The organism is Curtobacterium sp. Leaf261, from assembly GCF_001422205.1.
Taxonomy (GTDB): Bacteria; Actinomycetota; Actinomycetes; order Actinomycetales; family Microbacteriaceae; genus Curtobacterium.
This window is the reverse complement of the sequence record NZ_LMMJ01000007.1, coordinates 477940-503183: the sequence shown is the minus strand read 5'-3', so window position 1 is coordinate 503183 and position 25244 is coordinate 477940. Positions and strand designations below refer to the sequence as shown.

Sequence of the window (25244 nt, the reverse complement as noted above, 5' to 3'; positions counted from 1 at the left end):
CCGGGCGGGGTGTCGACGGTCACGCCGAGGGGCTCACCGAGCCCTGACCGATCGTGCGACGTCGCGCATCGCCTCGAGCTGCCTGAGCCTCGTCGAGTAGGCCGCGTGCAGGTCGTCGAACGTGTCGACCCCGAGGGGCAGCCGCAGCGGTGCCTGCGGATCGTCGGCGCTCGTGATCATCGCGGCCGCGATCGCTCCGGCGTCGTTGGGGCCCTGCACGTCGCCGGACAGCATGGCCCGTCGGTGCGCGCCGAAGGCACCGCGTTCGTAGTCCTCCATCGGCTCGGCGACGTCCATCGCCCGCAGGAAGCCCGTCGGTGTCATGCCGGGCTCGACGATCGTCACGCCGATCCCGAACGGTTCGACCTCTGCGGCAACGGACTCGCAGAACCCCTCGATGCCCCACTTCGTCGCGTGGTAGTAACCGAGACCGGGGAAGGCGACCTGCCCGCCGGCCGAGGACACCTGCACGATGCGGCCGCCGCTCTGCCGCCGGAGGTGGGGGAGCGCGGCGCGGACCACGTCGATCGGTCCCATCAGGTTCGTGGCGATCGAGCGATGGATCTGTTCCGCGGTCGCCTCCTCCGCCGCGGCGAACAGGCCGTACCCGGCGTTGTTGACGACGACGTCGATCCTGCCGAAGTGCGCGAACGCGCGGTCCACGACCGTACCGACGTCCGCGGTGACGGCGACATCGAGCGCCGAGGTCCACAGGCGCCCGTCGGCGTCAGCGCGGAGGTCCTCGAGCAGCTCCGGCCGCCGAGCCGTCGCGGCGACACGGTCACCGCGTCGCAGGAGCTGTTCGGTGAGTTCTCGACCGAATCCGGAGGAGGCGCCCGTGATGAACCACGTCGTCACGATGCCGCGCCGATCTCTGACGCAGACCCCGCGAGCACGGCGTGTCCTCGGCGGGATCTCCCTGGCTGAGTCGGATCGATGTCCATGGCCCCTCATTCGTCGGTGAGGAGGCAGCCTATCCGGAACGTGATGTACGAAACGTCAGAACTGGACACTGAACGATCGGCCGCTCGGCCGCTCGGCCGCTCGGCCGCTCGGACGGTCGTCAGGAGGCCTCGGAGCTGCGGAGGTCGGCGACCATGCCGTCGACCGCGGCGGACATCGCGCGGACGACCGCGGCCCCCGCGTCGCCGTCACGCTTCTCGGCGGCGCGTCGGTAGGTGTCGAGCGGGGTCGTCACGTCCCAGAACATGCGGTCCGCCGCGATGAGCGAGAGGAACTCCACACGGGGGATCAGGGACTCGGCGAGCTGGACGAGGAGTTCGTTGTCGCTCTCCTGCACGAGGAACCGCGCGAGTTGCGTGATGTCGCGGGAAAGTCCGCGGTCCTCGGTCCGTGCATTGTGCTGCGCGGCGTCGAGGATCTCCTCGAGTGCGGCGAACGACTGGTCCGTGAGCTTCGGGAGGGTCCACCGCGTGGACATCTCCATGAACCCGAACAGGACCTGGCGCGCGTCGTCGAACTGGTCGAAGGTCGGCGTGGCGATCCTGGTGTAGCGGTTCGCCTCCATCTCGATGAGTCCGTACTCGACGAGCCGCGCGATCGCCTCGCGGATCGGCGTCCGTGACACACCGAGCCACTGCACGAGGTCGTCGTCGTTGAGGCGTTCTCCCGGCTGCAGCGTGCCGTCCTGGATCGCGGCGAGGAGCTTGTCGAACACGACGTCGCGCAGGAGGCGTCGGGGTGACGTGTCGGTGGTGGCCTTGGGGACGGGCATCGGGAGCCTTTCGGGACGGCATGACATTCGGCGCGACGAGCACCGGACTGTGCAATCAGGTATTCAACATCCTAAACCATGATTCGCTTCTCCGGGAATGCAGGGGAGTATTCCAGGATATGAAATAGCGCATTAATTGATCTCGACAATGATCCGTCCCGAAGTCCGACCGTCGAGGATGCGGCGACCGGCATCCACGGCGTCCTCGAGCCCGATCGTCTCCGTGATCATGTCGATGCGCGCGGGGTCGAGGTCCGATGCGAGGCGCGCCCACGCCTGCTCGCGGAGTGGCAGCGGGGCGTCGACCGAGTTGATCCCGAGCAGCGCGACGGCCCGCAGGATGAACGGCAGGACGGTGGTGTCGAGCGCGGTGCTCTCCGCCATGCCGCACGAGGTCACCGCTCCGCCCCAGCGTGTCTGCGCCAGGAGGTTCGCGAGCGTGCGCCCCCCGACGCAGTCCACCGCACCGGCCCACCTGGCGCGCTGCATCGCCCCCTCGGTGTCGCGGAGCTCGGCGCGGTCGACGACGTCGGTGGCGCCGAGGGCTCGGAGTGCATCGGTGCGCTCGGGTCGGCCGGTCGCGGCGGTCACGGCGTACCCCCGGGCGGCGAGCAGTGCGATGGCCACGGACCCGACGCCGCCGGACGAGCCGGTGACGACGACCGGGCCGTCCTCCGGTGCGACGAACCGCTCGAGGGCGAGGACGCTGAGCATCGCGGTGAAGCCCGCGGTGCCGATGGCGGCGGCGCGGGCGTCCGGGATCGCGTCCGGCAGGCGGACGAGGGCGTCGAGCGGCACGACGGCCTGCGCGGCGAGTCCGCCGTGGCGACGCTCACCGGCACCGGCCCCGTTCAGCACGACGCGGTCGCCGACGGACAGCCGAGTCGGGTCCGTGGACGATCCGAGTGCCGCGATCCGTCCGACCACGTCGATCCCCGGGACGAGCGGGTCGATGCGTTTGACGCCCGGGTCGCCGGCCAGCGCCATGCCGTCCTTGTAGTTGATGCTCGAGAACGTCACGTCCACGAGTGCTTCGCCGGGGCCCGGAGGAGCGAGGTCGATCTCCTGGACTGCGGGGACGGCGGACGACGAGACGACGATGGCGCGGGTCATCACGCCACGCTATGCCCCCGCGCGGCGCTCAGCCGAACAGGATCGCGGCCTCGTCGTAGCGGTCCTGCGGCACGGTCTTCAGCGCGCCGAGGGCGTCCTCGAACGACACGTGCACGATCTCCGTGCCGTTCAGCGCCACCATCCGCCCCCACCGCTCCTCGACCACGGCGTCGATCGCCGCGAGTCCGAGCCGCGTCGAGAGCACCCGGTCGTACGACGTCGGGGTCCCGCCGCGCTGGATGTGCCCGAGCGTGGTCGCCCTGGTCTCGATGCCCGTCATCTCCTCGATGAGCGGAGCGAGGCGCTCCCCGATCCCGCCGAGGCGAGGACGCCCGAACGCGTCGAGGCCCCGCTCGGTGTGCGCGTTGTCCTCGTGGTCGGGGACGAACCCCTCGGCGACGACGACGAGCGGTGCACGTCCACGGTCGTACGCCGACTGCACCCACGCGGCGATCTGCTCGAGCGACGTCTTCTGCTCGGGGATCAGGATCGCGTGCGCACCGGCCGCCATGCCCGAGTGCAGGGCGATCCACCCGACGTGCCGGCCCATCACCTCGGCGACCATGCATCGGCTGTGCGACTCGCCCGTGGTGCGGAGGCGGTCCATCGCGTCGGTGGCGATCTGCACGGCGGTGTCGAACCCGAACGTGTAGTCGGTGGCGCCGAGGTCGTTGTCGACGGTCTTCGGGACGCCGACGATCTTGAGCCCGGCGTCGGTCAACCGCTTGGCGGCGGCCAGCGTGCCCTCGCCGCCGATCGCGATCATGGCGTCGATGCCGTGCCGCTCGAGGTTCCGCTGGATGTTCTCGACGCCGCCGTTCGCGCCCTCGAAGGGGTTCGTGCGGCTGGTCCCGAGGATCGTCCCGCCCTGCTTCGCGATGCCCTGGATCTCCTTGCGACCGATCGGCACGATGTCCGCGTCGACGACCCCGCGCCAGCCGTCGCGGAACCCGACGAACTCGTGGCCGTAGATCGCGATGCCCTTGAGGGCGGCGGCGCGGATGACCGCGTTGAGTCCGGGGCAGTCGCCGCCGGACGTGAGGATGCCGATGCGCATGGAGCACTCCGTCGTGTCAGGAAGAACGTCAGGTCCCATCATGGTCGATGTCCCCGCCTCGTCGTACGATCCACAGCATGGACCGGACGGGAGGCGCGGCTCGCGCGAGTCTGTCTGCGCACCGGCACCGCGCCTCCAGTCCGGCACCAGCGGCACCGCCGGTCCGGCGCGACACGGTCTACCGGCCCGGCCACCACGTGGACGTCGTCGCGACGCTCCGACCGCTCATGCGCGGCACCGGCGACCCGGCGTTCCGGTACGTCGACGGCACCACGTGGCTCGCGCTGCGGACGCCGACGGGGCCGGTGACCGTCGCCGTCCGGGCGGCCTCGGGCGAGGTCGTCGTCAGCGCGTGGGGGGACGGGGCCGACTGGGCGGTCGTGCACGTGCCGGACATGCTCGGCCGCGGGGACGACTGGTCCGAGCTCGACGTCTCCACGAACGCCTTCCTCGCTGCGGCACGACATCGCCAACCGGGGTTACGGCTCTGCCGCACGAACACCGTCGTGGCGATGCTCGTACCGGCGATCATGGAGCAGAAGGTGACCTCGCGGCAGGCCTGGCGCGCGTGGCGGTACCTCGTCCGCGCGTACGGCACCCCGGCTCCTGGCCCTGCGCCGGAGGGGCTGTTCGTCCCGCCCGACGCCGAGGACTGGGCGCGCATCCCGAGCTGGGAGTGGCACCGTGCGGGCATCGAGCCGGGCCGCTCGGCGACGGTCATGCGCGCGATGCGGGTGGCTCCGGCACTCGAGCGGACGCTGTCGCTGGGGCGCGGCGGCGAGGAGGTCGCGCGCCGCCTCATGTCCGTCCCCGGCATTGGCGTGTGGACGGCCGCCGAGACCGCGCAGCGATCGCACGGCGACCCGGACTCGCCGAGCGTCGGGGACTACCACCTGCCGGCGGTCGTCGGATGGGCGCTCGTCGGGGCGCCGGTGGACGACGACGGCATGCTCGAGCTGCTCGATCCGTGGCGTGGGCACCGCGAGCGGGTGATGCGGCTCATCGGCGGGAGCGGGTTCCGGAAGCCGTCGTTCGGCCCGCGGATGACCATCCAGGACCACCGCTTCCACTGAGCTCGGCCTCCGGGGCCGGACGACCGGGGCCGGACGACCGGGGCCGGACGACCGGGAATGTCGGTGACGCGTCAACGGTTCCCGCCTGCATGACCATCGCACTCACCGGCGCCACGGGCGCCCTCGGCCGTCTCGTCGTCGACGCACTCATCGCTCGCGGCACCACCCCGTCCGACATCGTCGCGGTCGTCCGGGACACCACGAAGGCCCAGCCGGTCGCGGACCTCGGCGTGACCGTCCGCGAGGCGGCATACGGCGACGTCCCCGCGCTCACCGCCGCGTTCCAGGGCGTCGAGCGACTCCTGCTCGTCTCGGGCAGCGAGGTCGGCCAGCGCGTCGACCAGCACCGCTCGGTGATCGACGCAGCCGCGGCCGCGGGCGTCGGGTTCATCGCGTACACGTCGGCACCGCGCGCGGACGACACCACGCTGGTCCTCGCGCCCGAGCACAAGGCCACCGAGGAGCTCCTCGCCGCCTCGGGCATCCCCACCGCGCTGCTCCGCAACAACTGGTACACCGAGAACTACGTCGGGCAGCTCGAGCAGGCCGCCGCGACCCACGAGCTCCTGACAAGCGCCGGGGACGGCCGGGTCGCGAGTGCATCCCGGGCCGACTACGCCGATGCTGCTGCCGTGGTGCTGACCACGGACGGTCACGACGGCCGGGTGTACGAGCTCGGCGGCGACGTCGCCTGGACGTTCGAGGACCTCGCCGCCACGTTCACGGACGTCCTCGGCGAGCCCGTCGCGCTCGTGTCCGTCGACACCGCGGAGCACGCTCGCCGCCTCGAGGCCGCCGGTCTCGACGCCGGCACGGTCGGCTTCGTCACGGCACTCGACGGCAACATCGCCGAGGGCACCCTGGCCGAGGTCACCCACGACCTGTCGACGCTCACCGGCCGACCGACGACGCCGCTCTACGACGGGCTCCGCGCAGCGCGCTGACCGGCGTGACCCTGCGGCGCCGTGCGCTGACCGGCGTGACCATGCGGGGTCGCAGGCGACCCGTGTGACCCGCGCCGCGCCTCCCGTCCGACAGCCGGTCCCGACCCGAACGGGACCGGCGGGACGGACGGGAGGAACGGTGCGGGTCAGTCGTCGAGGTCCGGGCCCAGCCGGGTCAGGATGCGCTGCGACGCGGCGCGGACCGCGTCGGTGTCGTCGCCGAGCGGCTCCCAGAACAGGCGCTCGAGCGCGGCGGTGTGCGCGCGGATGCCGCCGAGCACCGCCCGGCGACCCGCCGTCGTCATCGTGATCCAGCTGCCGCGGCCGTCGGTCGGGCAGTCCTCGCGGTCCACGAGTCCGCGGGACACCATCCTCGTCACCTGATGGCTGACACGGGACTTCTCCCAGCCGATCCCGGCTGCGATGTCCCGCACGCGGAGGCGGTGCTCCGGGGCGCGGTGCAGGCCGATCAGGATCTCGAACTCCGGGATCGAGATCCCGGCGTGCTCCTGCACCGCGTGGTCGAGCGCGCGGTCGAGCCGCCGCCACACGTCGTGGAAGGCGTCCCACGACGTCCAGTCGTGCTCGTCACCCCGGGTCGGCATGCGCACCAGCGTACTGTCGCGCGGCGCGCCGGTCCCGCGCGGGAACACCCGTCCCCGCCGTCGGGAGGAGATCGCTCCGGGCACGGCCGATCCGTGGGGCGCGCGCAGCGGGCCTCCAGGTCGCGTGGGTGTCGCGGCATACGATCGGAGCATGTCGGACGCGCGCCTCGAGGACTGCACCGACGACGCCGTCGCCCTCGTCCGTCGGTGGCTCGCAGCGTCCGCCGGCGTCAAGCCCGATCCCGGTGCGGCTCGGCTCGCCGGGGTGCTCCGCGACGAGCGGGGCCTCGACTTCACGCTCGGGTTCATCGACCGGGTGATCCGTCCGGACGACCCGAAGGTCGCCGCCGCGAACCTCGAACGCCTGAGCCAGGACGTCCCGGACCCCCTCGCGTGGTACCTCCGCGGCGCGGTGTCCGTCGGCGGCGGGTTCGCCCAGATGATGCCGTGGGCGGTGGTCCCGACGGCGAGGCGCATCCTCCGTCGGATGACCGGACACCTGGTCGTCGACGCGACCCCGGCGAAGCTCGGCGCGGCGCTCGCGAAGCTCCGTGGCCCGGGGACCTCGCTCGACCTCACGCTGCTCGGCGAGGGCGTCCTCGGCACCGCCGAGTCCGATCGGCGGCTCCGGGGCACCGCCGACCTGCTGGCCCGTGACGACGTCGACCACGTGACGATCTCGGTGCGTGCCGTGGTCCCGCAGCTGCAGCTCTGGGCGTTCGACGAGACGGTCCGGCGCGCTGTGGACCGTCTCGTCCCGCTGTTCCGGACGGCCGCGGCGAGTCCGGTGCCGAAGCTGGTCACCCTCGACGTGGACCGGCACCGCGATCTCGACGTGACGGTCTCGGTGTTCCGGACGCTGCTCGACCGTCAGGAGTTCCTCGGGCTCCAGGGCGGGATCGTGCTGCCGGCGTCCCTCCCGGAGTCGCGGCAGGCCCTCGACGACCTGACCGCGTGGGCGCAGGGTCGGCGGGCCCGAGGCGGTGCGCCGATCACGGTCCGCATCGTCACGGGATCGAACCCGCCGGCCGAACGCGTCGAGTCGGTCCTGCGCGAGTGGCCCCTCGCGACCTGGGCCGACCGGCGCGAGACGGACACGGCCCTCCTCCGGATGCTCGACACCGCCCTCGACCCCGCGCGGACCGCCGCCGTCCGGATCGGGGTCCCCGGACACGACCTCTTCCAGCTCGCGACCGCGTGGGTCCTCGCCGAACGCCGGGGTGTGACGGACGCGGTCGACGTCGAGATGCTGCTCGGCACCGCCTCCACCACCACCGCCGCCATCCGCGAGACCGTCGGCCGGATCCTGCTGAGCGCACCGATCGCCCCGTCCGACGGGTTCCACACCGCCGTGGGGTACCTCGCCCGACGCCTGCAGGACAGTGCCGGGCACGAGCTCTTCGTCGCGACCCCGATGGAGGCCGGCGTCGACGCGAGCGTCTTCGAGCGCGAGCGGAACCGGCTCCTCGCTGCCGTCGCGGCACTCGGCGACCCGGCACCGTCCTCGAACCGCACGCAGGACCGCACGGCTCCGGTCGGTGCACCGTCGCACGTCGACGCCTTCCGGAACGCCGCCGACACCGACCCGTCCGTCGCCGCGAACCGGTCCTGGGCGCTCGACGTCCTGCGCCGCGTGCCGTCGTCGTCGCTCGGCCGCCAGACGATCCGAGGCGCCAGGGTCGTCGACCGCGGGCGCCTGGAACGGATCATCGCGCAGACCGCCCAGGCCGGGGTGAACTGGGGGCGCCAGGACCCGGAGGTCCGGGCGGAGCTCCTCGACCTGATCGGGCACGAGCTCGAGGAGCGGCGCGCGGACCTCATCGAGGTGATGGCGGCCGAGACCGGCAAGACCTTCGCCGAGGCGGACACCGAGGTCAGTGAGGCGATCGACCACGCCCACGACGCCGCCGACCGCGCCAGGCACCTCGGCGACGTCTCCGGGGCCGTCCTCGTCCCGCCGAGGCTGACCGTCGTCGTGCCGCCGTGGAACTTCCCGGTCACGATCCCCGCCGCCGGGGTGCTCTCGGCACTCGCCGCCGGGTCCGGCGTCGTCCTGAAGCCGGCGCCGCAGGCCAGGCGGTCGGGGGCGGTCCTCGCCGACGTGCTCTGGGACGCCGGCGTCCCGCACTCGCTGCTCGCGCTCGTCGACGTCGACGAGGAACAGCTCGGACGGCACCTCGTCGCGCACCCGGCCGTCGACCGGGTGATCCTCACCGGGTCCGCGGACACGGCGCGGTCGTTCAAGTGGTGGCGGGCCGGACTGCCGCTGGTCGCCGAGACGAGCGGCAAGAACGCGATCGTCGTGACGCCGTCGGCCGACCTCGACCTGGCGGTGCAAGACATCGTCGCCAGTGCGTTCGGACACGCGGGGCAGAAGGCCTCGGCCGCGTCGCTCGTGGTACTCGTCGGGTCCGCGGGGCAGAGTGAGCGCTTCCGCAGCCAGCTGGTGGACGCCGTCCGGACCATCCGGGTCGCATGGCCGGACGACCCGTCCGCGCAGATGGGTCCGCTCATCGAGGAGCCCCGCGCCGTCCTCCGTACCGGGCTCACCGAGCTCGCGCCGGGGGAGTCGTGGTTGGTCCAGCCGCAGCCGCTCGACGACTCCGGCCGGCTGTGGTCCCCCGGTGTCCGCGACGGTGTCCGCCCCGGCAGCGCGTTCCACCAGACGGAGTACTTCGGGCCCGTCCTCGGCATCATGCAGGCGGAGACCCTCGGGGACGCCATCGCGATCCAGAACGGCACGGACTACGGCCTCACCGCCGGGATCCACTCGCTCGACGTCGACGAGGTCGCGTTCTGGATCGACCGGGTCGAGGCCGGCAACCTCTCGGTGAACCGCGGGATCACCGGTGCGATCGTCCGTCGGCAGCCGTTCGGCGGGTGGAAGCGTTCCGCCGTCGGGACGGGCACGAAGGCCGGGGGTCCGCTCTCCGTGGTGATGCTCGGTCGCTTCGAGCGCACCGAGCGGGTCCCGCACCGGAGCATCCGCCTGCAGGGTCTGCCGTCCCGTGTCGCGAACCTCATCGAGGCGTCGCGCCAGGGGCTCACGTTCGACGAGTTCGACCAGGTCCGGGCCGGGGCGCTGAGCGACGTCGAGGCCAGGGCGTCGGAGTACGGAGCGTCGCACGACCCGTCCGGACTCGTCGTCGAACGCAACGTGCTCCGCTACCGGCCGCAGTCGGTGATCGTCCGGAGATCGGAGGGCGCACCGACCGGTGACCTCGTCCGGGTCCTGGCCGCCGCGACCGCCGCGAGGGCGCACGTGCTCCTCAGCACCGCGGTGCCGCTCCCCGGGCAGCTCGTCCAGCTGCTCGCGAGTGCCCGGTCGCCGCTCGACGTGGTCGACCACGTCGTCGAGTCCGACGCGGAGTGGCTCGCACGGGCCGCGAGCGGAGCGATCTTCCGCGAGCAGTGGTCCTCCGGCGCGGTGGAGGAGGAACAGGACGACCTGACCCGCGCGCTGACGCCGACCTACGACGCTATCCCGCACACGGCGTTCGGCGGCCCCGGCGCCCGGGTCCGGCTCGTCGGGGGCGGCTCGATCGCCCTCGAGGAGGCCCTCGGCGCCTCGGCGGACGTCGCGATCCACGACGGGCCGGTCGTGGACTCGGGGATCGTGGAGATGCTGCCGTTCCTCCGGGAGCAGTCGGTGTCGATCACGGCGCACCGGTTCGGCACGCTCGACCCGGACTTCGCCGAGCTCCGCGTCTGAGGCCGGGCGCAGGGCGTGCCGTGCGTGCCGTGAGACGTGCCGAACTGTCGGGTGCGGACACGGAGCCGACAGATGGGTACTTCTCGACGGGCCCACGGAGCCGCCCGCTCGGTCGCCCGGACCTCCGCTAGGGTCCCGACATGACTCGCGAACTCCTCGTCGACGGCCTGGTGAACGCCCGCGACCTCGGCGGACTCCCGCTCGTCCGAGGCGGCACAACCCCGCGCGGGGTCGTCTTCCGCTCCGAGAACCTTGACCGGGTCACGGACGCCGGATGGGCCTCGCTCCGAGCGGCGGGCATCCGCACCGTCATCGACCTGCGGCAGCCCTCCGAGATCGAGGCCGCCGGGCGCGGGCCACGACCGACGTGGCTGACGACGGTGGAGATCGACCACGACGGCCTCGAGGACACCGTGTTCTGGGCGGACTACTGGGAGACCGGGCTCGTCGGCACGGCGCTCTACTACCTGCCGCACCTCGACGCGATGCCCGAGCGCACCGGGGCGGTCCTCGCGGCGATCGCGAACGCGGGTCCGGGCGGGGTGCTGTTCCACTGCGCCGGTGGCCGTGACCGCACGGGGATCGTCGCCCTCGCGCTGCTGTCCGTGGTCGGGGTCCGTCCGGAGACGATCGTCGACGACTACCTCGCGACGGTCTCGTCGTCCGCTGCGCTGTTCGCCGCGATGGGGCGTCCGGACCCGGAGCCGCGCATCGAGGAGCTCTGCCGGGCCCGGGGGACGACGAACGCGGACGCGTTCCGCGCCACGGTCGCGGGGTTCGACGTGGAGCGTTTCGTCGACCGGTCCGGTCTCACCGACGTCGAACTGGAGGCCCTGCGCACCTGGCGCGGGACGCTCACCTGAGCCGCGCCTCCAGTCCGACTGCTCGCGCACGAGCGCTGCGCTCAGCGGACCCCTGCGGCGAAGGTCGTCACGACGCCGAGTGAGAAGAGCACGGAGTCGGGTGGGACCTCGGCGAGTGCCCGCGGGAGTCCCACCGCACCGAGCAGGTCGTCCTGGACGAGCGTCGCGTCGGCCCGGTGCAGCGGCCACGCCCCGTGTTCGTTCGGCCAGAACCGCGTGACCCCGAACCGGCGGACGTGCATGCCCCACCGTGCCGACAGGAAGTGCTCGAGCGGTGTCGGCTCCGCGATCGCGTCGCCGATCGTCACGTCGAACCGCGACCGGAGCGACGACCCGTGCCGCCGCATCGCGTACGACACCGTCTGCCCGTGGTGTCGCGTCGCCGCGTGCGCCCAGTGGTACGGCAGCCCGAGCGCCGCTCGAGCCGCGACCGCCGGGGCGAACTTGCCGGCGTCGAGCGACAGGAACACGACGCCGCGCCGCCCGGCGTCGTCCACCGTGTACACGCGGACGTTGACCTCGACGAACGTGCCGATCCGCCGCATCGGAGCGAGCGGTGGGATCTGCGTGTCCCGGAACACGAAGCCGATCAGTCCCACCCAGGTGGTGGCGCCGTCGTCGCTGCCGTCCTCCGCCATGGTGTCCGGTCGGGTACCCGCCGGGAGCAGCGGCGTCACCGCCGACACGTCGACGCGCCAGTGCAGGAACACCACGTCGTCCCAACCCTGACGGATGAAGGCGCGTCCGGACAGCGCCGGCGCGGACGGGAGGATCGGGGCCGGGTCCGTCATGCCGTCTCGCGGGACACGAGCTTCGAGAGCACGATGGCGCTCCGGGTGTGGTCGACGTGGGGTGCGAGCCGCACGCGGTCGAGGGCCTCCTCGAGGGACGCGATGTCCCGACTGCGGAGGTGCACCACGGCGTCGGCGCTCCCGGTGACGGTCCCCGCGTCGACGACCTCGGGGACACCCTCGAGGAGCGTCCGGAGCTCGTCCGGGGAGACCGTGCCGCGGCAGTACAGCTCGACCCAGGCCTCGGTGCCGCGGTCCTCGACGGCCGGGTCGACCTTGATCGTGAACCCCTGGATGACGCCGTCGGCGACGAGCCGGTCGACTCGGCGCTTCACGGCGGACGCCGAGAGCCCGACGACGGACCCGATGTCGCCGTAGCCGGCACGGGCGTTCTCCCGGAGCTGGTCCAGGATGCGATGGTCGAGCGAATCCATTGCGTCCATGGTACGCGCGGTCCTTGCGCGTGAGCCGGTTCTGACGCAGCATTCCTGCGCGTCCGCACACCCCCGGTCCTGGGGTCTACGGCTCGCATGCACCCGCGTGCCAGACTGACACCGGCGTCGACCTGGTCCGCCTCGTGACACCGGGTGAGTGAGCCTGTCTCTCGCCTGCGAATTCCGAGATGGTGGTTCCCTGACAGGCTCGGGACCCCGGTTCCAGGAGACATCGAATGTCGAACCCGGCCCCAGCAACTCCCATGACGCCCACCCGGACCGCCACCAAGCGGTCGATCCTCATGTGCAAGCCGACCTTCTACACGGTCAGCTACCGGATCAACCCCTGGATGCACCCGGAGGACCCCACCGACACCGACAAGGCCGTCGCACAGTGGCAGACGCTCTACGGCGTCTACGAGCAGCTCGGCTTCGACATCGAGCTCATCGAGCCGATCGACGGCCTGCCGGACATGGTCTACGCGGCGAACGGCGGCTTCGTCCTCGACGGTGTCGCGTACGGCGCGAAGTTCCAGTATCCCGAGCGTCAGCCCGAGGGTCCCGCGTACATGGACTGGTTCCGCGACGCCGGGCTCCGGGTCGCCGAGCCGGTCGAGACGAACGAGGGCGAGGGCGACTTCCTGCTCGTCGGCGACGTCATCCTCGCCGGCACGGGGTTCCGGTCGGACAGCACCTCGCACGAGGAGATCGCGAAGGTCTACGGCCGACAGGTCGTGACCCTGAAGCTGATCAACCCGAGCTTCTACCACCTCGACACGGCGATCGCGGTGCTCGACCCGGAGCCCACGGCCGACGGCGCCCAGAACATCGCCTACCTGGAGTCCGCGTTCGACGAGCCGTCCCTGGCGATCCTCCGCGAGCGCTTCCCGGACGCGATCATCGCGACCGAGGAGGACGCGGCGATCCTCGGCCTGAACTCGTACAGCGACGGGTACAACGTCGTCATCGCCTCGCGTGCGACGACGTTCGAGCAGCAGCTCCGCGACCGGGGCTACAACCCGATCGGTGTCGACCTGTCCGAGCTCCTGCTCGGCGGTGGCGGCGTGAAGTGCTGCACGCTCGACCTGCACCCGGTCGGCGCATGAGTGCCACGGAGACCGTCTCCCTGACGCAGGAGGCCATCGCCCGTGAGGACCGATCGCTCGCCCACAACTACAAGCCGCTCCCGGTCGTCATCGCGTCCGGTGAGGGTGCGTGGCTCACGGACGTCGAGGGCACCCGCTACCTCGACGGCCTCGCGGCGTACTCCGCCGTGAACTTCGGCCACGGCAACGAGCGTCTCGTCGGGGTCGCCAAGGCGCAGCTCGACCGCGTCACCCTGACGAGCCGGGCGTTCTCGAGCGACCGGCTCGGCCCGTTCGCCGAGGCCCTCGCACGGCTCGCGGACACCGACATGGTCCTGCCGATGAACACCGGAGCCGAGGCCGTCGAGTCCGCGATCAAGGTCGCCCGTGCATGGGGCTACCGCGTCAAGGGCGTGCCCGACGGGCAGGCGACCATCGTCGTCGCGGCGGGCAACTTCCACGGCCGGACGACGACGATCGTGTCGTTCTCCGACGACCCCGTCGCGCGCGAGGGCTTCGGTCCGTACACGCCCGGCTTCCGGATCGTGCCGTACGGCGACGCGGACGCACTCGCGGCGGCCATGGACGAGACCGTCGTCGGCGTGCTCCTGGAGCCGATCCAGGGCGAGGGCGGCGTCATCATCCCGCCCGCGGACTACCTGCCCGCCGTCCGGAGGATCTGCGACGAGCACGGTGCCCTGTTCATCGCGGACGAGATCCAGTCCGGCCTCGGTCGGACGGGTCGCACGTTCGCGGTCGACCGCGTCGGCGTCAAGCCCGACCTCATGACGCTCGGCAAGGCGCTCGGCGGCGGGATCGTCCCGGTCTCCGCAGTCGTCGGTCGGGCCGACGTGCTCGGTGTCCTGAACCCCGGCGAGCACGGCTCCACGTTCGGGGGCAACCCGCTCGCGGCTGCGGTCGGGCTCGAGGTCGTCACAATGCTCTCCGAGGGGACGTTCCAGGCCCGGGCGCTCGCGGGCGAGTCCGTGCTGCGTGCGGCACTCGACGGCATGGTCGGGAACGGCGTCGTCGGGTCGCGGATCGCCGGACTCTGGGCCGGCATCGACATCGACCCCGCGCTGGCCACCGGCCGCGAGGTCTCGCTGCGCATGATGGAGCGCGGTGTCCTCGTCAAGGACACCCACGGTTCGACGATCCGGTTCGCGCCGCCACTCGTGGTCACCGACGAGGAGCTCGACTTCGCGATGGGCGCCCTGGCGGGCGTGCTGGCCGACCTGAGCTGACGCGTCGCGGACGCACCGTGCGGTGCGATGCGGGTGGCGCCGGACCGCAGCCGGCGCGCGTCACCCGCACCGTCCCTCCAGTCCGACACGGCCGGGAGGCGCGGCTCGCGTCGTTCCCGCGTGTTCAGAACACGTCGGTCCAGTCGGAACACTCGTGTCCGGGTGTTCGCGCTGGACGGGCGTGTTCAGAACACGTCGACGCCCCGCGCGGCGGCAACACCGCCGTGGGAACGACGAAGGCCCCGGGCGAACCCGGGGCCTTCGTGATGCTGTCGCACGGAACTGTGGCTGGACGCGGCGTCGATCCGCGGACCTTTCGATTTTCAGTCGAACGCTCTACCAACTGAGCTACCCAGCCGAGGATCCGATGCGCACACCGGACCCGAGGCGCCGATCCGAAGACCGGCCGCCGTGGCGACCCTGACGGGACTTGAACCCGCGACCTCCGCCGTGACAGGGCGGCACGCTAACCAACTGCGCTACAGGGCCATCTTGAGTTGTGGTAGCCGGATCGTCTTGCAGACGTGTCCCCGTCATGGTGACCCCAACGGGATTCGAACCCGTGCTGCCGCCGTGAAAGGGCGGTGTCCTAGGCCACTAAACGATGGGGCCGTCGGCAATGCTTTCCCGCTACCGAGGGACAAGCATACGGAACCCCAGCGGGAATTCCAAACCGAGCCGCCGGTGGGGTGATCGCTCGGCGTGTCGCCCCGGTCGGCCGGGGGTCCGCCAGGTTCACTCGCCGGAAGAGAAACCGTGCCGTCGGTACCCCCGGGTGCCGTCGTCGGTCGTCCGTGCCCCCTGTGACGGGGGGTGGATGCCCGGCACCCCTGTTGTTACTGTTGCGTCTGTTAACAGTGTTACGTGCGTGAGCCTTGCCGCGCTGTTACGAAATCGAGACCATGACTCACTTCCCTCAGAACACCCGCCGAGCAGCGCCCTCGCGTCGTCGAGCACTCGCCCTCGCGGTGATCGTCGCGCTCGCGGGTGGGGTGCTCGCTGCGACCGGTCCTGCTGTGAGCGCCTCGGCGACGACCTACCCGAGCTGGGCCGACGTGCAGGCGGCGAAGGCCTCGGCGTCCGCGCAGCAGGCGAAGGTCGACGAGATCAACGGGCTCATCACCTCGCTCACGCAGAAGGTCGCCGACACGCAGGCGGCCGCCGCGAAGGCCGGTCAGGTCTACCAGTCCGCGCAGACCAAGTTCGACGAGGCGGCACTCCGGGAGCAGACGCTCACCGAGCAGGCCGGCAGCGCCGAGAAGACCGCGGCCGCGTCCGAGACCCAGGCGGGGCAGCTCGCCGCGCAGCTCGGTCGCTCCAGCAACTCCGACGTCACGTCGAACCTGCTGTCGCACCCGACCGGGGCGAAGGACCTGCTCTACCAGCTCGGCGCGATGTCGAAGCTGACCGAACAGGCCGACGGCATCTACGAGCAGGCGAGCCAGGACCGCGGGACCGCGCAGTCGCTCGCCGACCAGGCCGACGTGGCGAAGAAGGCCCTCGGCGGACTCCGCGACGACGCGCAGGACAAGCTCGAGGCGGCGAACAACGCGTCCGCGAGCGCATCGAACGCGCTCGCCGACCAGAGTGCGAACAAGACGCGGCTCGACGCGCAGCTGACCGCGCTGACCACGAACGCGACCGACGTCGAGGCGAACTACAACACCGGCGTCGAGGAAGCCCGCAAGGCCGCCGAGGCCGCTGCCGCACGGGCTCGCGCCGCGGCGGCCGCCGCCACGACCACCCCGAACGCCTCCGGCTGGGTCCGCCCGTCCGGCGGCTCCCAGACCAGCGGGTTCGGCATCCGTGTCGACCCGTACAACCACGTGACCGCGCTGCACGCCGGCGTCGACCTCGCACCGTCCTGCGGCGCGCCGATCTTCGCCGCGCACGCCGGGACCGTCCTGTTCGCCGCGAACGGCGGGGGCTACGGCAACGAGGTCATCCTGGACAACGGCGGCGGGATCTCCACCGCGTACGGACACATCGTCAACGGCGGGTTCCTGGTCCGAGCGGGCCAGACCGTCCAGGCAGGGCAGCAGATCGCGCGAGTCGGGTCCACCGGCTGGTCGACGGGCTGCCACCTCCACTTCGAGACCCGGGTCGGTGGCGCCGCCACGGACCCGGTCCCCTTCATGGCCGCGCGGGGGATCTCGGTATGACCACGAGCGCGCCCAGGATGCGCTGACCCCACATGAAGCCTGCACGCTCACTGATCGGAGGTGCCGCGACCGTCGCCGTCGTCGGACTGACGCTCTCGTTCGCCCCCACCGTGGCGATCGCGACCCCGGCGGGGTCGACGTCGACGTCCACGACCGGGGGGTCCGCACCGAGCTGGTCCGACGTGCAGGCCGCCAAGGCCTCCCAGGCGGCGACCCAGGCGCTCGTCGACTCGCTGACGTCCTCGCTCGAGTCGCTCCAGGACACCGTGCAGCGCACCTCCGTCGCGGAGCAGGCGGCGGGAGAGGCTTACTCCCGGGCCGTGTCGGTGCAGCAGGATGCGCAGACGAAGGTCGACACGCTCGGCCGGCAGAAGGCGGCGGCCACGACCAGGGCCGAGGCGTCCTCGCGGCAGGTCGCCGGGCTCGTCGTCGAACTCTCCAGGACGGGTGGCGGGGACCTCTCCACCACGATGCTCACCGACGGTTCCGACGCCAAGGACCTGCTGTACAAGGTCGGAGCGATGTCCCACCTGTCCGAGCGATCCGCCGGGATCCTCGCCCAGGCGGAGAACGACCAGCGTCAGGTGAGTGCGCTGCAGGACCAGGCGGCCACGGCGAAGACCGCGCTCGACGAGGCGACGGCGGCCTCGAAGTCGACGCTCGCCGACGCGAACGACGCCGCGGCGACCTCGGCGAAGAAGCTCGCGGACGTACAGTCCCAGCAGTCGACGCTCTACGACCAGCTCGCCTCACTCAAGGGCACGACCGCGTCGACGGAGGCGGCCTACTTCGAGGACCAGCAGGCCAAGCGGGCGGCGGCGGCGATCGCGACGGCGGCGGCCCCGGCCGCGAGCTCGACCAAGACGTCGACGACCAAGACGACCACGACCACGTCGACCACCACCACGAAGCCGACGACCACGAAGCCGACGACCACGAAGCCGACTGCCACGAAGCCGACGAACGGTGGCGGCGGGAGCGGCACGACCAACCCGGCTCCCGCTCCGGCGCCTGCCCCCGCCCCGGCCCCCGCGCCCGCGCCCGCCCCGGCCCCCGCGCCGGCCCCCGCCCCCGCCCCGAGCCCGTCCAAGGGCGCAGCGGCACTCGCGTTCGCGTCGTCCCAGATCGGCAAGCCCTACCGGCTCGGCTCGCAGGGACCGAACGCGTACGACTGCTCCGGGCTCGTCCGGGCGTCCTACGCGGCACAGGGCGTCGCGACCGGTGGGTACGGCGTCCAGCAGCAGTACAACTACTTCAAGTCGCTCGGCCGCCTCGTGCCCCTGTCCCAGGCGCAGCCCGGCGACATCCTGTTCTACTCCTCGAACGGCTCCGTCTCGGGCGGCTACCACGACTCGCTCTACGCGGGTGGCGGTCGCATGGTCGAGGCGCCGAAGCCCGGTGCGTTCGTCCGGAACATCGCGGTGTGGACCCCGGGTCAGCTCCTGCCGTACGTCGCACGCCCGACCGGCTCGCTCTAGCCCGGGCCCGGCTCAGCACGAGACGACGCGACCCACTCCACGCCGCGCGATGCGGCTGAGTGGAGTGGATCGCGTCGTGCTGCGCGGGAGCGTCAGTGCGTGCTGCGCGGGAGCGTCAGTGTCCGGCGGGCTCGTAGGCCGCGAACCCCGCGGCGACGATCTCCTCGGCCTCGGCGGCATCGCCCCAGCCCTCGGCCTTGACCCACTTGTTCGGCTCGAGGTCCTTGTAGCGCTCGAAGAAGTGCGCGATCTCGGCCTTCGTCTGCTCGTCGACGTCGCCGATGTCCTGGATGTGCTGCCAGCGCGGGTCCTTCGCGGGGACGACGAGGACCTTGGCGTCGGAGCCGGCCTCGTCGCTCATCTTGAACACGCCGACCGGGCGGACCTTGACGCCGACACCGGGGAACGTCGGGTACTCCAGGAGCACGAGTGCGTCCACCGGGTCGCCGTCGAGGCCGAGGGTGTTCTCGAAGAACCCGTAGTCCGTCGGGTAGACGAACGAGGTGAAGAGCACGCGGTCGAGGTACACGCGACCGGTCTCGTGGTCGACCTCGTACTTGTTGCGGCTGCCCTTGGGGATCTCGATGACGACGTCGTATGCGCCCATGTGGTGCTCTCCTGTAAGAAAAAGATCGGGGGATCGAAGCGCCGATAACGTTACACAATGCACATGCACCGGCCTCGGCTCTCCCCGGCGGTGGCCGAGGTGCGTCTCGCCGTCCGGAACGCACTCGCGAACGCCAGAGCCGTGGGGGTGCTCCGCGACGACGACCTCGTCCTCGTCGCGCTGAGCGGTGGTCCGGACTCCCTGGCACTCGCGAGTGCGACGGCCTTCGAGGCACCGAAGCAGCAGCTGCGCGCCGGAGCCGTGGTGGTCGACCACGGCCTCCAGCCGGGCAGTCGCGAGGTCGCCGAGACGGCTGCGCGCCAGGCGCAGCACCTCGGGTTGGCGCCGGTGGTCGTCGAGCACGTGCGCGTCGGGACCGCGGGTGGTCCGGAGGGAGCCGCACGGGAGGCCCGGTACGCGTCGATCACGGCCGTCGCGACCACCGAGGGGTCACCACTCATCCTCGTGGGGCACACTCTCGACGACCAGGCCGAGACCGTCCTGCTCGGGCTCGCGCGGGGGAGCGGTCCCGACAGCCTCTCGGGCATGGCCCCGCTCGCACGACCGCGCACCGACCACCACGCCCTGACGGTGGGGCCGTCGATCGCCCGGCCGCTGCTCGGTGTCCGTCGGGCCGTCACCCACCAGGCGTGCGCGGACGCCGACCTGACGCCGTGGACCGACCCGCAGAACGCGGACCCGGCCTTCGCGCGGGTCCGCGTGCGGGAACGACTCATCCCGAGCCTCCAGGCCGAACTCGGTCCGGGGGTGCCGGAGGCGCTCGCCCGCACCGCCGACCAACTGCGGGAGGACGCCGCGGCCCTCGACCACTTCGCCGAGGAGCTCGCCGAGGAGCTCAGCGAGCACTCGGAGGCGGGCATCTCGCTCTCGGTGAGCGGCCTCGCCGCGAACCCGGCGGCACTCCGGCAACGACTCGTCCGGCTCGCGGTGGAGAGCGAGTTCGGCGTCGTGCTCTCGCGGGTGCAGACGCTCGAGGTCTGCCGCCTCGTCACCGACTGGTCCGGGCAGGGACCGCTCGACCTGCCCGGCGTTAGGGTTGAGCGGGTCGGCGGTCGCATCGCGTTCGCCGCCACCCCCACCCCCCACCGCTGAAGGGCACCCCGTGGAACTCTCCGACGTCCAGGACGACCTCAGCGAGGTCCTGTTCACCGCCAAGCAGATCGAGACGCGTCTCGCCGAGCTGGCCCGTGCCGTCGAGGCCGACTACTCCGGGCGCGACCCGTTGCTCGTCGGGGTGCTGAAGGGCGCCGTGATGGTGATGGCGGACTTCTCGCGCGAGCTCAAGCTGCCGGTCACGATGGACTGGATGGCGGTGTCGTCGTACGGCTCCGGCACCAAGTCGAGCGGTGTGGTGCGCATCCTCAAGGACCTCGACACCGATCTGCACGGCCGCGACGTCATCATCGTCGAGGACATCATCGACTCCGGGCTGACCCTGTCCTGGCTGCAGCAGAATCTCCGCTCCCGCGGTGCGGCGAGCGTCGAGATCGTGGCGTTGCTCCGGAAGCCCGAGGCCGCCAAGGTCGAGGTCGACGTCAAGTACGTCGGCTACGACATCCCGGACGCGTTCGTGATCGGGTACGGACTCGACTACGCGGAGCGCTACCGGAACCTCCGGGGCGTCGGCGTCCTCGCCCCGCACGTCTACTCCTAGGAGGGCGGAGCACGGTCGTGGTCGGGCGGAGCACGGCTGCGCGGTCCCGCACTGCCCCGTGAACGCGGGGGTCGTTCCGGTTTCGCTCTCGGAGGACATGCAACCGGCCCACAGAATCGCGGCCGTATGCTGATCGACACCGAACGTCGGCAGAGAAAGGTGTCGGGCTTCTCGCCCGGATCACATGGACTTCAAGCGCATCCTCCGCGGGCCGTACCTCTACGTGCTGATCGCGATCATCGGCATCTGGATCGGCTGGAGCGTCATCAGCTCGTCGTCGACGTCCGAGACCACCACCCAGAAGGGCCTCGAGCTCCTCTCGGACGGCAAGGTCTCCTCCGCCACCATCAACTCGACCACGCAGCGCGTCGATCTGGTCCTCAAGGACGGCGGCGCGACCGAGCAGTTCTACTACTCGACGCCGCGTGGTGAAGACGTCGTGAACGCCGTCGACAAGGCGAACCTGTCGAAGGGCTACAACGACACCGTCCAGCAGTCCAACTGGTTCCTGTCGCTGCTCAGCATCATGCTGCCGTTCCTCATCATCGGCGCGATCTTCTGGTTCATCCTCTCGAGCGCCCAGGGTGGCGGCTCGAAGGTCATGCAGTTCGGCAAGTCCCGCGCCAAGATGAACAACAAGGAGAACCCGCAGGTCTCCTTCGCGGACGTCGCCGGTGCGGACGAGGCGATCGAGGAGCTCCAGGAGATCAAGGAGTTCCTCAAGGAGCCGGCGAAGTTCCAGGCCGTCGGTGCGCGGATCCCGAAGGGCGTGCTGCTGTACGGCCCTCCCGGGACCGGCAAGACCCTGCTCGCGCGCGCCGTGGCCGGTGAGGCGGGCGTCCCGTTCTTCTCGATCTCCGGATCGGACTTCGTCGAGATGTTCGTGGGTGTCGGTGCGAGCCGCGTCCGCGACCTCTTCGAACAGGCCAAGCAGAACTCCCCGGCGATCATCTTCGTCGACGAGATCGACGCCGTCGGTCGTCACCGCGGTGCCGGCATCGGCGGCGGCAACGACGAGCGTGAGCAGACCCTGAACCAGCTCCTCGTCGAGATGGACGGGTTCGACGTCAAGACGAACGTCATCCTGATCGCGGCCACCAACCGTCCGGACGTCCTCGACCCCGCGCTCCTCCGCCCCGGCCGCTTCGACCGCCAGATCGGTGTCGACGCCCCCGGCATGGACGGTCGCAAGCAGATCCTCGAGGTGCACGGCAAGGGCAAGCCCCTGGCCGCGAGCGTCGACCTCGACGTCCTCGCCCGGAAGACCCCGGGGTTCACCGGTGCCGACCTCGCGAACGTCCTCAACGAGGCCGCGCTCCTGACCGCACGCTCGAACGCGCAGCTCATCGACAACCGTGCCCTCGACGAGGCCGTCGACCGCGTGATGGCCGGCCCGCAGCGTCGGACCCGCGTGATGAACGAGCAGGAGCGGCTGATCACCGCGTACCACGAGGGTGGACACGCCCTCGCCGCGTCGGCCATGCGCCACACGGACCCGGTGACCAAGATCACGATCCTGCCCCGTGGCCGTGCGCTCGGGTACACGATGGTGCTCCCGCTCGAGGACAAGTACTCCGTCACGCGGAACGAACTGCTCGACCAGCTCACCTACGCGATGGGTGGTCGCGTGGCCGAGGAGATCGTCTTCCACGACCCGACCACCGGGGCGTCGAACGACATCGAGAAGGCCACCGGCACCGCCCGCAAGATGGTGACCGAGTACGGCATGAGCCGCAAGGTCGGTTCGATCAAGCTCGGCAACGGCTCGGGCGAGCCGTTCATGGGCCGCGACATGAGCACCGGCCGCGACTACTCGGAGAACATCGCCGAGACGGTCGACACCGAGACCCGTGCGCTGCTCGAGCAGGCCCACGACGAGGCGTACCAGGTCATCAACGACAACCGCGAGATCCTCGACCACCTGGCCGCGGAGCTCATGGAGAAGGAGACGCTCGACCACAACGAGCTCGCCGAGATCTTCAAGGACGTCAGGAAGCTCCCGGAGCGCCCGCAGTGGCTCTCCAGCGAGAACCGTCCGGTCAGCGACCTCCCCGCGATCACGCTCGGCAAGAAGGCCGGCGTCGACGAGGGTGCGGTCGACGGCGGGGTCGACTCCGAGCCGCCGGCGAAGCCCAAGCGCACCCGGGCTCCGCGCAGCAACCCGGGTATCGCCCCGGCCTAGGCCATCGCGATGACCGACCAGCCCACGCGGCGTGCGCGTCGGCTCGCCGAGGTGGACCGCACCCGCGCCGATGCGGCCGCCCCGGCGACCGTCGCCATCGACCTGCGCGAGGTGGGACACCGGGTGGGTCAGCAGGCGACCGCGGCGCTCCGCCGGGAGGCCCGTGCTGCGGTCGACGCGGCCCGTCCCGCCGGGCGGACGCGCATCATGGGCATCCTCAACGTCACGCCGGACTCGTTCAGCGACGGCGGGCTGCACGCCGCGTACGACGCGGCCGTGCGCCATGCCCGGGCGCTCGTCGCCGACGGCGCGGACCTCGTCGACGTCGGTGGCGAGTCCACCCGACCCGGTGCGGAGCGGGTGCCGGTCGAGGTCGAGCAGCGTCGCGTGCTGCCGGTCATCAGGACGCTCGTCGCCGAGGGCATCGCCGTGAGCGTCGACACCATGAACGCCGCCACCGCCGAGGCCGCGGTCGAGGCCGGCGCAGCGATCGTCAACGACGTCTCGGGCGGGCTCGCGGACCCGGACATGGCCCGGGTCGTGGCGGCGAGCGGAGCGGGGTTCGTCGTCATGCACTGGCGAGGACACAGCGACCGGATGCAGCGGAACGCCGTCTACGCGCACGCGGTCGAGGACGTCCGGCGTGAGGTCGAGCAGCGCGTCGCCGAGCTCATCGTCCTCGGCGTGCACCAGGACCAGATCGTCATCGACCCCGGCCTCGGGTTCGCGAAGGACGGCCGGCAGAACTGGGAGATCCTCGCGGGGTACGAGCGGTTCGCATCGCTCGGACTGCCGGTCCTCGTGGCGGCCTCGCGGAAGAAGTTCCTGCGCGGCGTCGGCAGCGACCCCGACGGACCCGCACGGGACCGGGACCTCGCGAGTGCGGCGATCAGCCTGCTCGCCGCAGAGCGCGGTGCGTGGGGTGTGCGGGTGCACGATCCGGCACCGACCCGCACGATGTTGGCAGTCTGGGACACATGGAGGGCAGCACGATCGTGAACGACGTCATCCGACTCACCGGGGTCCGCGCACGTGGCAACCACGGCGTCTTCGAGCACGAGCGTCGCGACGGACAGGAGTTCGTCGTCGACGTCGCGGTGGAGGTCGACGCGTTCGACGCCGCCCGGTCCGACGACCTCGAGCGGACCGTGCACTACGGCGTCCTCGCCGAGCGGGTCGTCGCGGCGGTCGAGCAGGAACCCGTCGACCTCATCGAGACGCTCGCGGAGCGGATCGCCGCCGTCGCACTGGGGTTCCCCGCGACGATCGCCACCGAGGTGACGGTGCACAAGCCCGAGGCGCCGATCACGGTGCCGTTCCAGGACGTGTCGATCACGATCCGCCGTTCCCGATCCACGACGAGCACTCCGTGAGCCGCGCCGTCATCGCACTCGGGGCGAACCTCGGCGACCGCGGGACGACCCTCCGCGACGCGGCGACGGCGATCCTCGGCATCGAGGGCGTCCGTGCGGTCGCCTCCTCGCACGAGGTCGAGTCGATCGCCGTGACGCTCGACGGGCCGGACGACACGAAGCCGCGCTACCGGAACGGTGTCGTGATCGTCGACACGGATCTCGGGCCGTCGGCGCTGCTCGACGCCCTGCACCGCATCGAGGACGACCACGGGCGCGTGCGGATCGAGCGGTGGGGCGACCGGACGCTCGACCTCGACATCGTCGCGGTCGACGACCTGTCGATCGACACGGCCGACCTGGAGCTGCCGCACCCGCGGGCCGGTGAGCGCGCGTTCGTGCTCGCACCGTGGGTGGACGCCGATCCCGACGCCGTGCTCCCGGGAGCGGGGAGTGTCCGTGCGCTCCTCGACCAGCTCGGGGACGACACCGTGCGCGTCGACGAGCCGCGCCTGTTCTCGGAGGCCGCGCCGTCCCTCCAGGCCGACAGCGCCGACAGCGCCGACGGCGCCGACAGCCGGGGCGGCGCGACCGGTGGGGCCGCCTCGTGAAGCGCACGCGTCCGTCGACGCTCATCAGCGTCGCGCTCGTCGCGGCCGTCGCCGGCTTCGCCCTCGATGCCGCACTGACGTCGCGGGCGCTCCCCGTCGTGGTGCTCTCCCCGGCTCTCGGGCTGACGCTCATCGGGATCGGTGTCGCCCTCGTGCTCATGGCGATGCCGATCCGCCGGCATGCGCGGGGCACCGCCACCCGCCCGGTCGACGCGTTCTACGCGACCCGGGTGGTCGTCCTGGCCAAGGCGTCGAGTCTCTGCGGGGCGCTGTTCGGCGGGTTCACGCTCGGTGGGCTCGTCTACCTCCTGTCCCGCTCCGTCGTTCCGGCGCTAGGCTCGGTCCTGCCGAGCGTCATCGCGGTCGTCGGGGGGCTCGTCCTCCTGGTCTGCGCGCTCGTGGCGGAGCGCATGTGCACGGTTCCTCCGCGGGACGACGACCAGGACGACCAGGACGCGCCGGGCGAACACGGCGGGACGACGGTGCTCTGACGCCGTCCGGACTGCCGGACCCAGCGCCCC

The 25244-nt window shown here is 71.6% G+C and carries 23 protein-coding genes and 3 tRNA genes; 15 read left to right on the top strand and 11 right to left on the bottom strand.

The window, feature by feature from the left end; all coding sequences use genetic code 11:
• Positions 1-33: 33 nt before the first annotated feature.
• From ASF23_RS07710 to ASF23_RS07695, 4 genes are all read right to left on the bottom strand, one after another.
• Positions 34-858 carry an SDR family oxidoreductase gene (locus tag ASF23_RS07710; protein WP_200919323.1) on the bottom strand — a complete coding sequence of 275 codons (825 nt, stop codon included), beginning with the start codon at positions 856-858 and terminating at the stop codon, positions 34-36.
• Between the two features lie 205 nt (positions 859-1063).
• A complete protein-coding gene (locus ASF23_RS07705; protein ID WP_055951261.1) occupies positions 1064-1735 on the bottom strand; it encodes a GntR family transcriptional regulator in 672 nt (223 codons plus the stop codon).
• Between the two features lie 132 nt (positions 1736-1867).
• Positions 1868-2848 (bottom strand): MDR family oxidoreductase, encoded by a 981-nt coding sequence (locus ASF23_RS07700; protein ID WP_055951258.1) that lies wholly within the window; start codon positions 2846-2848, stop codon positions 1868-1870.
• Positions 2849-2876: 28 nt separating this feature from the next.
• Positions 2877-3905, bottom strand: coding sequence for a 6-phosphofructokinase (locus ASF23_RS07695; protein WP_055951255.1), 1029 nt, complete (start codon positions 3903-3905; stop codon positions 2877-2879).
• 77 nt (positions 3906-3982) lie between these two features.
• Here ASF23_RS07695 and ASF23_RS07690 point away from each other — a divergent pair, with 77 nt between their 5' ends.
• Positions 3983-4978, top strand: a complete 996-nt coding sequence (locus ASF23_RS07690) for a DNA-3-methyladenine glycosylase family protein (RefSeq protein WP_235510815.1) — start codon at positions 3983-3985, stop codon at positions 4976-4978.
• A gap of 89 nt (positions 4979-5067) precedes the next feature.
• Entirely contained in the window at positions 5068-5922 is an 855-nt protein-coding gene (locus ASF23_RS07685) for an SDR family oxidoreductase (protein ID WP_055951253.1), read from the top strand.
• Positions 5923-6068: 146 nt separating this feature from the next.
• Here ASF23_RS07685 and ASF23_RS07680 read toward each other — a convergent pair whose 3' ends face one another.
• Positions 6069-6527, bottom strand: a complete 459-nt coding sequence (locus tag ASF23_RS07680) for a MarR family winged helix-turn-helix transcriptional regulator (RefSeq protein ID WP_162236734.1) — start codon at positions 6525-6527, stop codon at positions 6069-6071.
• Positions 6528-6678: 151 nt separating this feature from the next.
• Between ASF23_RS07680 and ASF23_RS07675 the strand changes: the two genes are divergently transcribed.
• Both ASF23_RS07675 and ASF23_RS07670 read left to right on the top strand, forming a co-directional pair.
• The gene (locus ASF23_RS07675) at positions 6679-10239 is read left to right on the top strand and encodes a proline dehydrogenase family protein (protein WP_055951247.1); all 3561 of its coding nucleotides are present in this window, start codon (positions 6679-6681) and stop codon (positions 10237-10239) included.
• A 140-nt stretch (positions 10240-10379) separates the two neighbouring features.
• Complete coding sequence (locus ASF23_RS07670; RefSeq protein WP_055951244.1) at positions 10380-11102, top strand: tyrosine-protein phosphatase; 723 nt, start codon at positions 10380-10382, stop codon at positions 11100-11102.
• 41 nt (positions 11103-11143) lie between these two features.
• On the opposite strand, the gene ASF23_RS07665 is transcribed toward ASF23_RS07670, so the two are convergent.
• Together ASF23_RS07665 and ASF23_RS07660 are read right to left on the bottom strand one after the other, a co-directional pair.
• A complete protein-coding gene (locus tag ASF23_RS07665; RefSeq protein ID WP_055951241.1) occupies positions 11144-11893 on the bottom strand; it encodes a YqjF family protein in 750 nt (249 codons plus the stop codon).
• Positions 11890-12327 carry an Lrp/AsnC family transcriptional regulator gene (locus tag ASF23_RS07660; protein WP_055951238.1) on the bottom strand — a complete coding sequence of 146 codons (438 nt, stop codon included), beginning with the start codon at positions 12325-12327 and terminating at the stop codon, positions 11890-11892. Before ASF23_RS07660 ends, ASF23_RS07665 begins: the two co-directional genes overlap by 4 nt.
• A gap of 236 nt (positions 12328-12563) precedes the next feature.
• Between ASF23_RS07660 and ddaH the strand changes: the two genes are divergently transcribed.
• A complete protein-coding gene (ddaH, locus tag ASF23_RS07655) occupies positions 12564-13433 on the top strand; it encodes a dimethylargininase (RefSeq protein WP_055951234.1) in 870 nt (289 codons plus the stop codon).
• Positions 13430-14656: an ornithine--oxo-acid transaminase gene (rocD, locus tag ASF23_RS07650; protein ID WP_055951231.1), complete on the top strand. Its 1227-nt coding sequence runs from the start codon at positions 13430-13432 to the stop codon at positions 14654-14656. Before ddaH ends, rocD begins: the two co-directional genes overlap by 4 nt.
• Positions 14657-14941: 285 nt before the next feature.
• Here rocD and ASF23_RS07645 read toward each other — a convergent pair.
• The 3 genes from ASF23_RS07645 to ASF23_RS07635 all read right to left on the bottom strand — a co-directional run bounded on the left by ASF23_RS07645 (position 14942) and on the right by ASF23_RS07635 (position 15268).
• Positions 14942-15014, bottom strand: a tRNA-Phe gene (locus ASF23_RS07645).
• 54 nt (positions 15015-15068) lie between these two features.
• A tRNA-Asp gene (locus tag ASF23_RS07640) sits at positions 15069-15145 on the bottom strand.
• Between the two features lie 47 nt (positions 15146-15192).
• Positions 15193-15268, bottom strand: a tRNA-Glu gene (locus tag ASF23_RS07635).
• A gap of 290 nt (positions 15269-15558) precedes the next feature.
• Between ASF23_RS07635 and ASF23_RS07630 the strand changes: the two genes are divergently transcribed.
• Both ASF23_RS07630 and ASF23_RS07625 read left to right on the top strand, forming a co-directional pair.
• Positions 15559-16818, top strand: coding sequence for a M23 family metallopeptidase (locus ASF23_RS07630; RefSeq protein ID WP_156364345.1), 1260 nt, complete (start codon positions 15559-15561; stop codon positions 16816-16818).
• A 32-nt stretch (positions 16819-16850) separates the two neighbouring features.
• Positions 16851-18296 (top strand): C40 family peptidase, encoded by a 1446-nt coding sequence (locus ASF23_RS07625; protein WP_055951224.1) that lies wholly within the window; start codon positions 16851-16853, stop codon positions 18294-18296.
• A gap of 115 nt (positions 18297-18411) precedes the next feature.
• On the opposite strand, the gene ASF23_RS07620 is transcribed toward ASF23_RS07625, so the two are convergent.
• Positions 18412-18903, bottom strand: coding sequence for an inorganic diphosphatase (locus tag ASF23_RS07620; protein WP_055951221.1), 492 nt, complete (start codon positions 18901-18903; stop codon positions 18412-18414).
• A gap of 57 nt (positions 18904-18960) precedes the next feature.
• Between ASF23_RS07620 and tilS the strand changes: the two genes are divergently transcribed.
• The 7 genes from tilS (at position 18961) to ASF23_RS07585 (ending at position 25214) form a co-directional block, all read left to right on the top strand.
• Positions 18961-20016 carry a tRNA lysidine(34) synthetase TilS gene (gene tilS / locus ASF23_RS07615; RefSeq protein WP_055951217.1) on the top strand — a complete coding sequence of 352 codons (1056 nt, stop codon included), beginning with the start codon at positions 18961-18963 and terminating at the stop codon, positions 20014-20016.
• Between the two features lie 10 nt (positions 20017-20026).
• Positions 20027-20578, top strand: a complete 552-nt coding sequence (hpt, locus tag ASF23_RS07610; protein WP_055951214.1) for a hypoxanthine phosphoribosyltransferase — start codon at positions 20027-20029, stop codon at positions 20576-20578.
• Between the two features lie 184 nt (positions 20579-20762).
• Positions 20763-22760, top strand: a complete 1998-nt coding sequence (ftsH, locus tag ASF23_RS07605; protein ID WP_055951212.1) for an ATP-dependent zinc metalloprotease FtsH — start codon at positions 20763-20765, stop codon at positions 22758-22760.
• Between the two features lie 207 nt (positions 22761-22967).
• A complete protein-coding gene (gene folP / locus ASF23_RS07600) occupies positions 22968-23759 on the top strand; it encodes a dihydropteroate synthase (protein ID WP_055951640.1) in 792 nt (263 codons plus the stop codon).
• A complete protein-coding gene (gene folB, locus ASF23_RS07595; RefSeq protein WP_055951209.1) occupies positions 23738-24133 on the top strand; it encodes a dihydroneopterin aldolase in 396 nt (131 codons plus the stop codon). Before folP ends, folB begins: the two co-directional genes overlap by 22 nt.
• Positions 24130-24723, top strand: a complete 594-nt coding sequence (gene folK, locus ASF23_RS07590; protein WP_235510813.1) for a 2-amino-4-hydroxy-6-hydroxymethyldihydropteridine diphosphokinase — start codon at positions 24130-24132, stop codon at positions 24721-24723. The genes folB and folK overlap by 4 nt, the downstream gene beginning before the upstream one ends.
• Positions 24720-25214, top strand: coding sequence for a DUF3180 domain-containing protein (locus tag ASF23_RS07585; RefSeq protein ID WP_055951206.1), 495 nt, complete (start codon positions 24720-24722; stop codon positions 25212-25214). Before folK ends, ASF23_RS07585 begins: the two co-directional genes overlap by 4 nt.
• Positions 25215-25244 lie beyond the last annotated feature (30 nt).

What these genes read in the sequence shown, in the direction of transcription:
- ASF23_RS07705 (WP_055951261.1), bottom strand. Translation starts at nt 1,735, where the DNA reads ATGCCCGTCCCCAAGGCCACCACCGACACGTCACCCCGACGCCTCCTG.
- ASF23_RS07700 (WP_055951258.1), bottom strand. Translation starts at nt 2,848, where the DNA reads ATGACCCGCGCCATCGTCGTCTCGTCGTCCGCCGTCCCCGCAGTCCAG.
- ASF23_RS07695 (WP_055951255.1), bottom strand. Translation starts at nt 3,905, where the DNA reads ATGCGCATCGGCATCCTCACGTCCGGCGGCGACTGCCCCGGACTCAAC.
- ASF23_RS07690 (WP_235510815.1), top strand. Translation starts at nt 3,983, where the DNA reads ATGGACCGGACGGGAGGCGCGGCTCGCGCGAGTCTGTCTGCGCACCGG.
- ASF23_RS07685 (WP_055951253.1), top strand. Translation starts at nt 5,068, where the DNA reads ATGACCATCGCACTCACCGGCGCCACGGGCGCCCTCGGCCGTCTCGTC.
- ASF23_RS07680 (WP_162236734.1), bottom strand. Translation starts at nt 6,527, where the DNA reads ATGCCGACCCGGGGTGACGAGCACGACTGGACGTCGTGGGACGCCTTC.
- ASF23_RS07675 (WP_055951247.1), top strand. Translation starts at nt 6,679, where the DNA reads ATGTCGGACGCGCGCCTCGAGGACTGCACCGACGACGCCGTCGCCCTC.
- ASF23_RS07670 (WP_055951244.1), top strand. Translation starts at nt 10,380, where the DNA reads ATGACTCGCGAACTCCTCGTCGACGGCCTGGTGAACGCCCGCGACCTC.
- ASF23_RS07665 (WP_055951241.1), bottom strand. Translation starts at nt 11,893, where the DNA reads ATGACGGACCCGGCCCCGATCCTCCCGTCCGCGCCGGCGCTGTCCGGA.
- ASF23_RS07660 (WP_055951238.1), bottom strand. Translation starts at nt 12,327, where the DNA reads ATGGATTCGCTCGACCATCGCATCCTGGACCAGCTCCGGGAGAACGCC.
- ddaH (WP_055951234.1), top strand. Translation starts at nt 12,564, where the DNA reads ATGTCGAACCCGGCCCCAGCAACTCCCATGACGCCCACCCGGACCGCC.
- rocD (WP_055951231.1), top strand. Translation starts at nt 13,430, where the DNA reads ATGAGTGCCACGGAGACCGTCTCCCTGACGCAGGAGGCCATCGCCCGT.
- ASF23_RS07630 (WP_156364345.1), top strand. Translation starts at nt 15,559, where the DNA reads ATGACTCACTTCCCTCAGAACACCCGCCGAGCAGCGCCCTCGCGTCGT.
- ASF23_RS07625 (WP_055951224.1), top strand. Translation starts at nt 16,851, where the DNA reads ATGAAGCCTGCACGCTCACTGATCGGAGGTGCCGCGACCGTCGCCGTC.
- ASF23_RS07620 (WP_055951221.1), bottom strand. Translation starts at nt 18,903, where the DNA reads ATGGGCGCATACGACGTCGTCATCGAGATCCCCAAGGGCAGCCGCAAC.
- tilS (WP_055951217.1), top strand. Translation starts at nt 18,961, where the DNA reads ATGCACATGCACCGGCCTCGGCTCTCCCCGGCGGTGGCCGAGGTGCGT.
- ftsH (WP_055951212.1), top strand. Translation starts at nt 20,763, where the DNA reads ATGGACTTCAAGCGCATCCTCCGCGGGCCGTACCTCTACGTGCTGATC.
- folP (WP_055951640.1), top strand. Translation starts at nt 22,968, where the DNA reads ATGGGCATCCTCAACGTCACGCCGGACTCGTTCAGCGACGGCGGGCTG.
- folB (WP_055951209.1), top strand. Translation starts at nt 23,738, where the DNA reads ATGGAGGGCAGCACGATCGTGAACGACGTCATCCGACTCACCGGGGTC.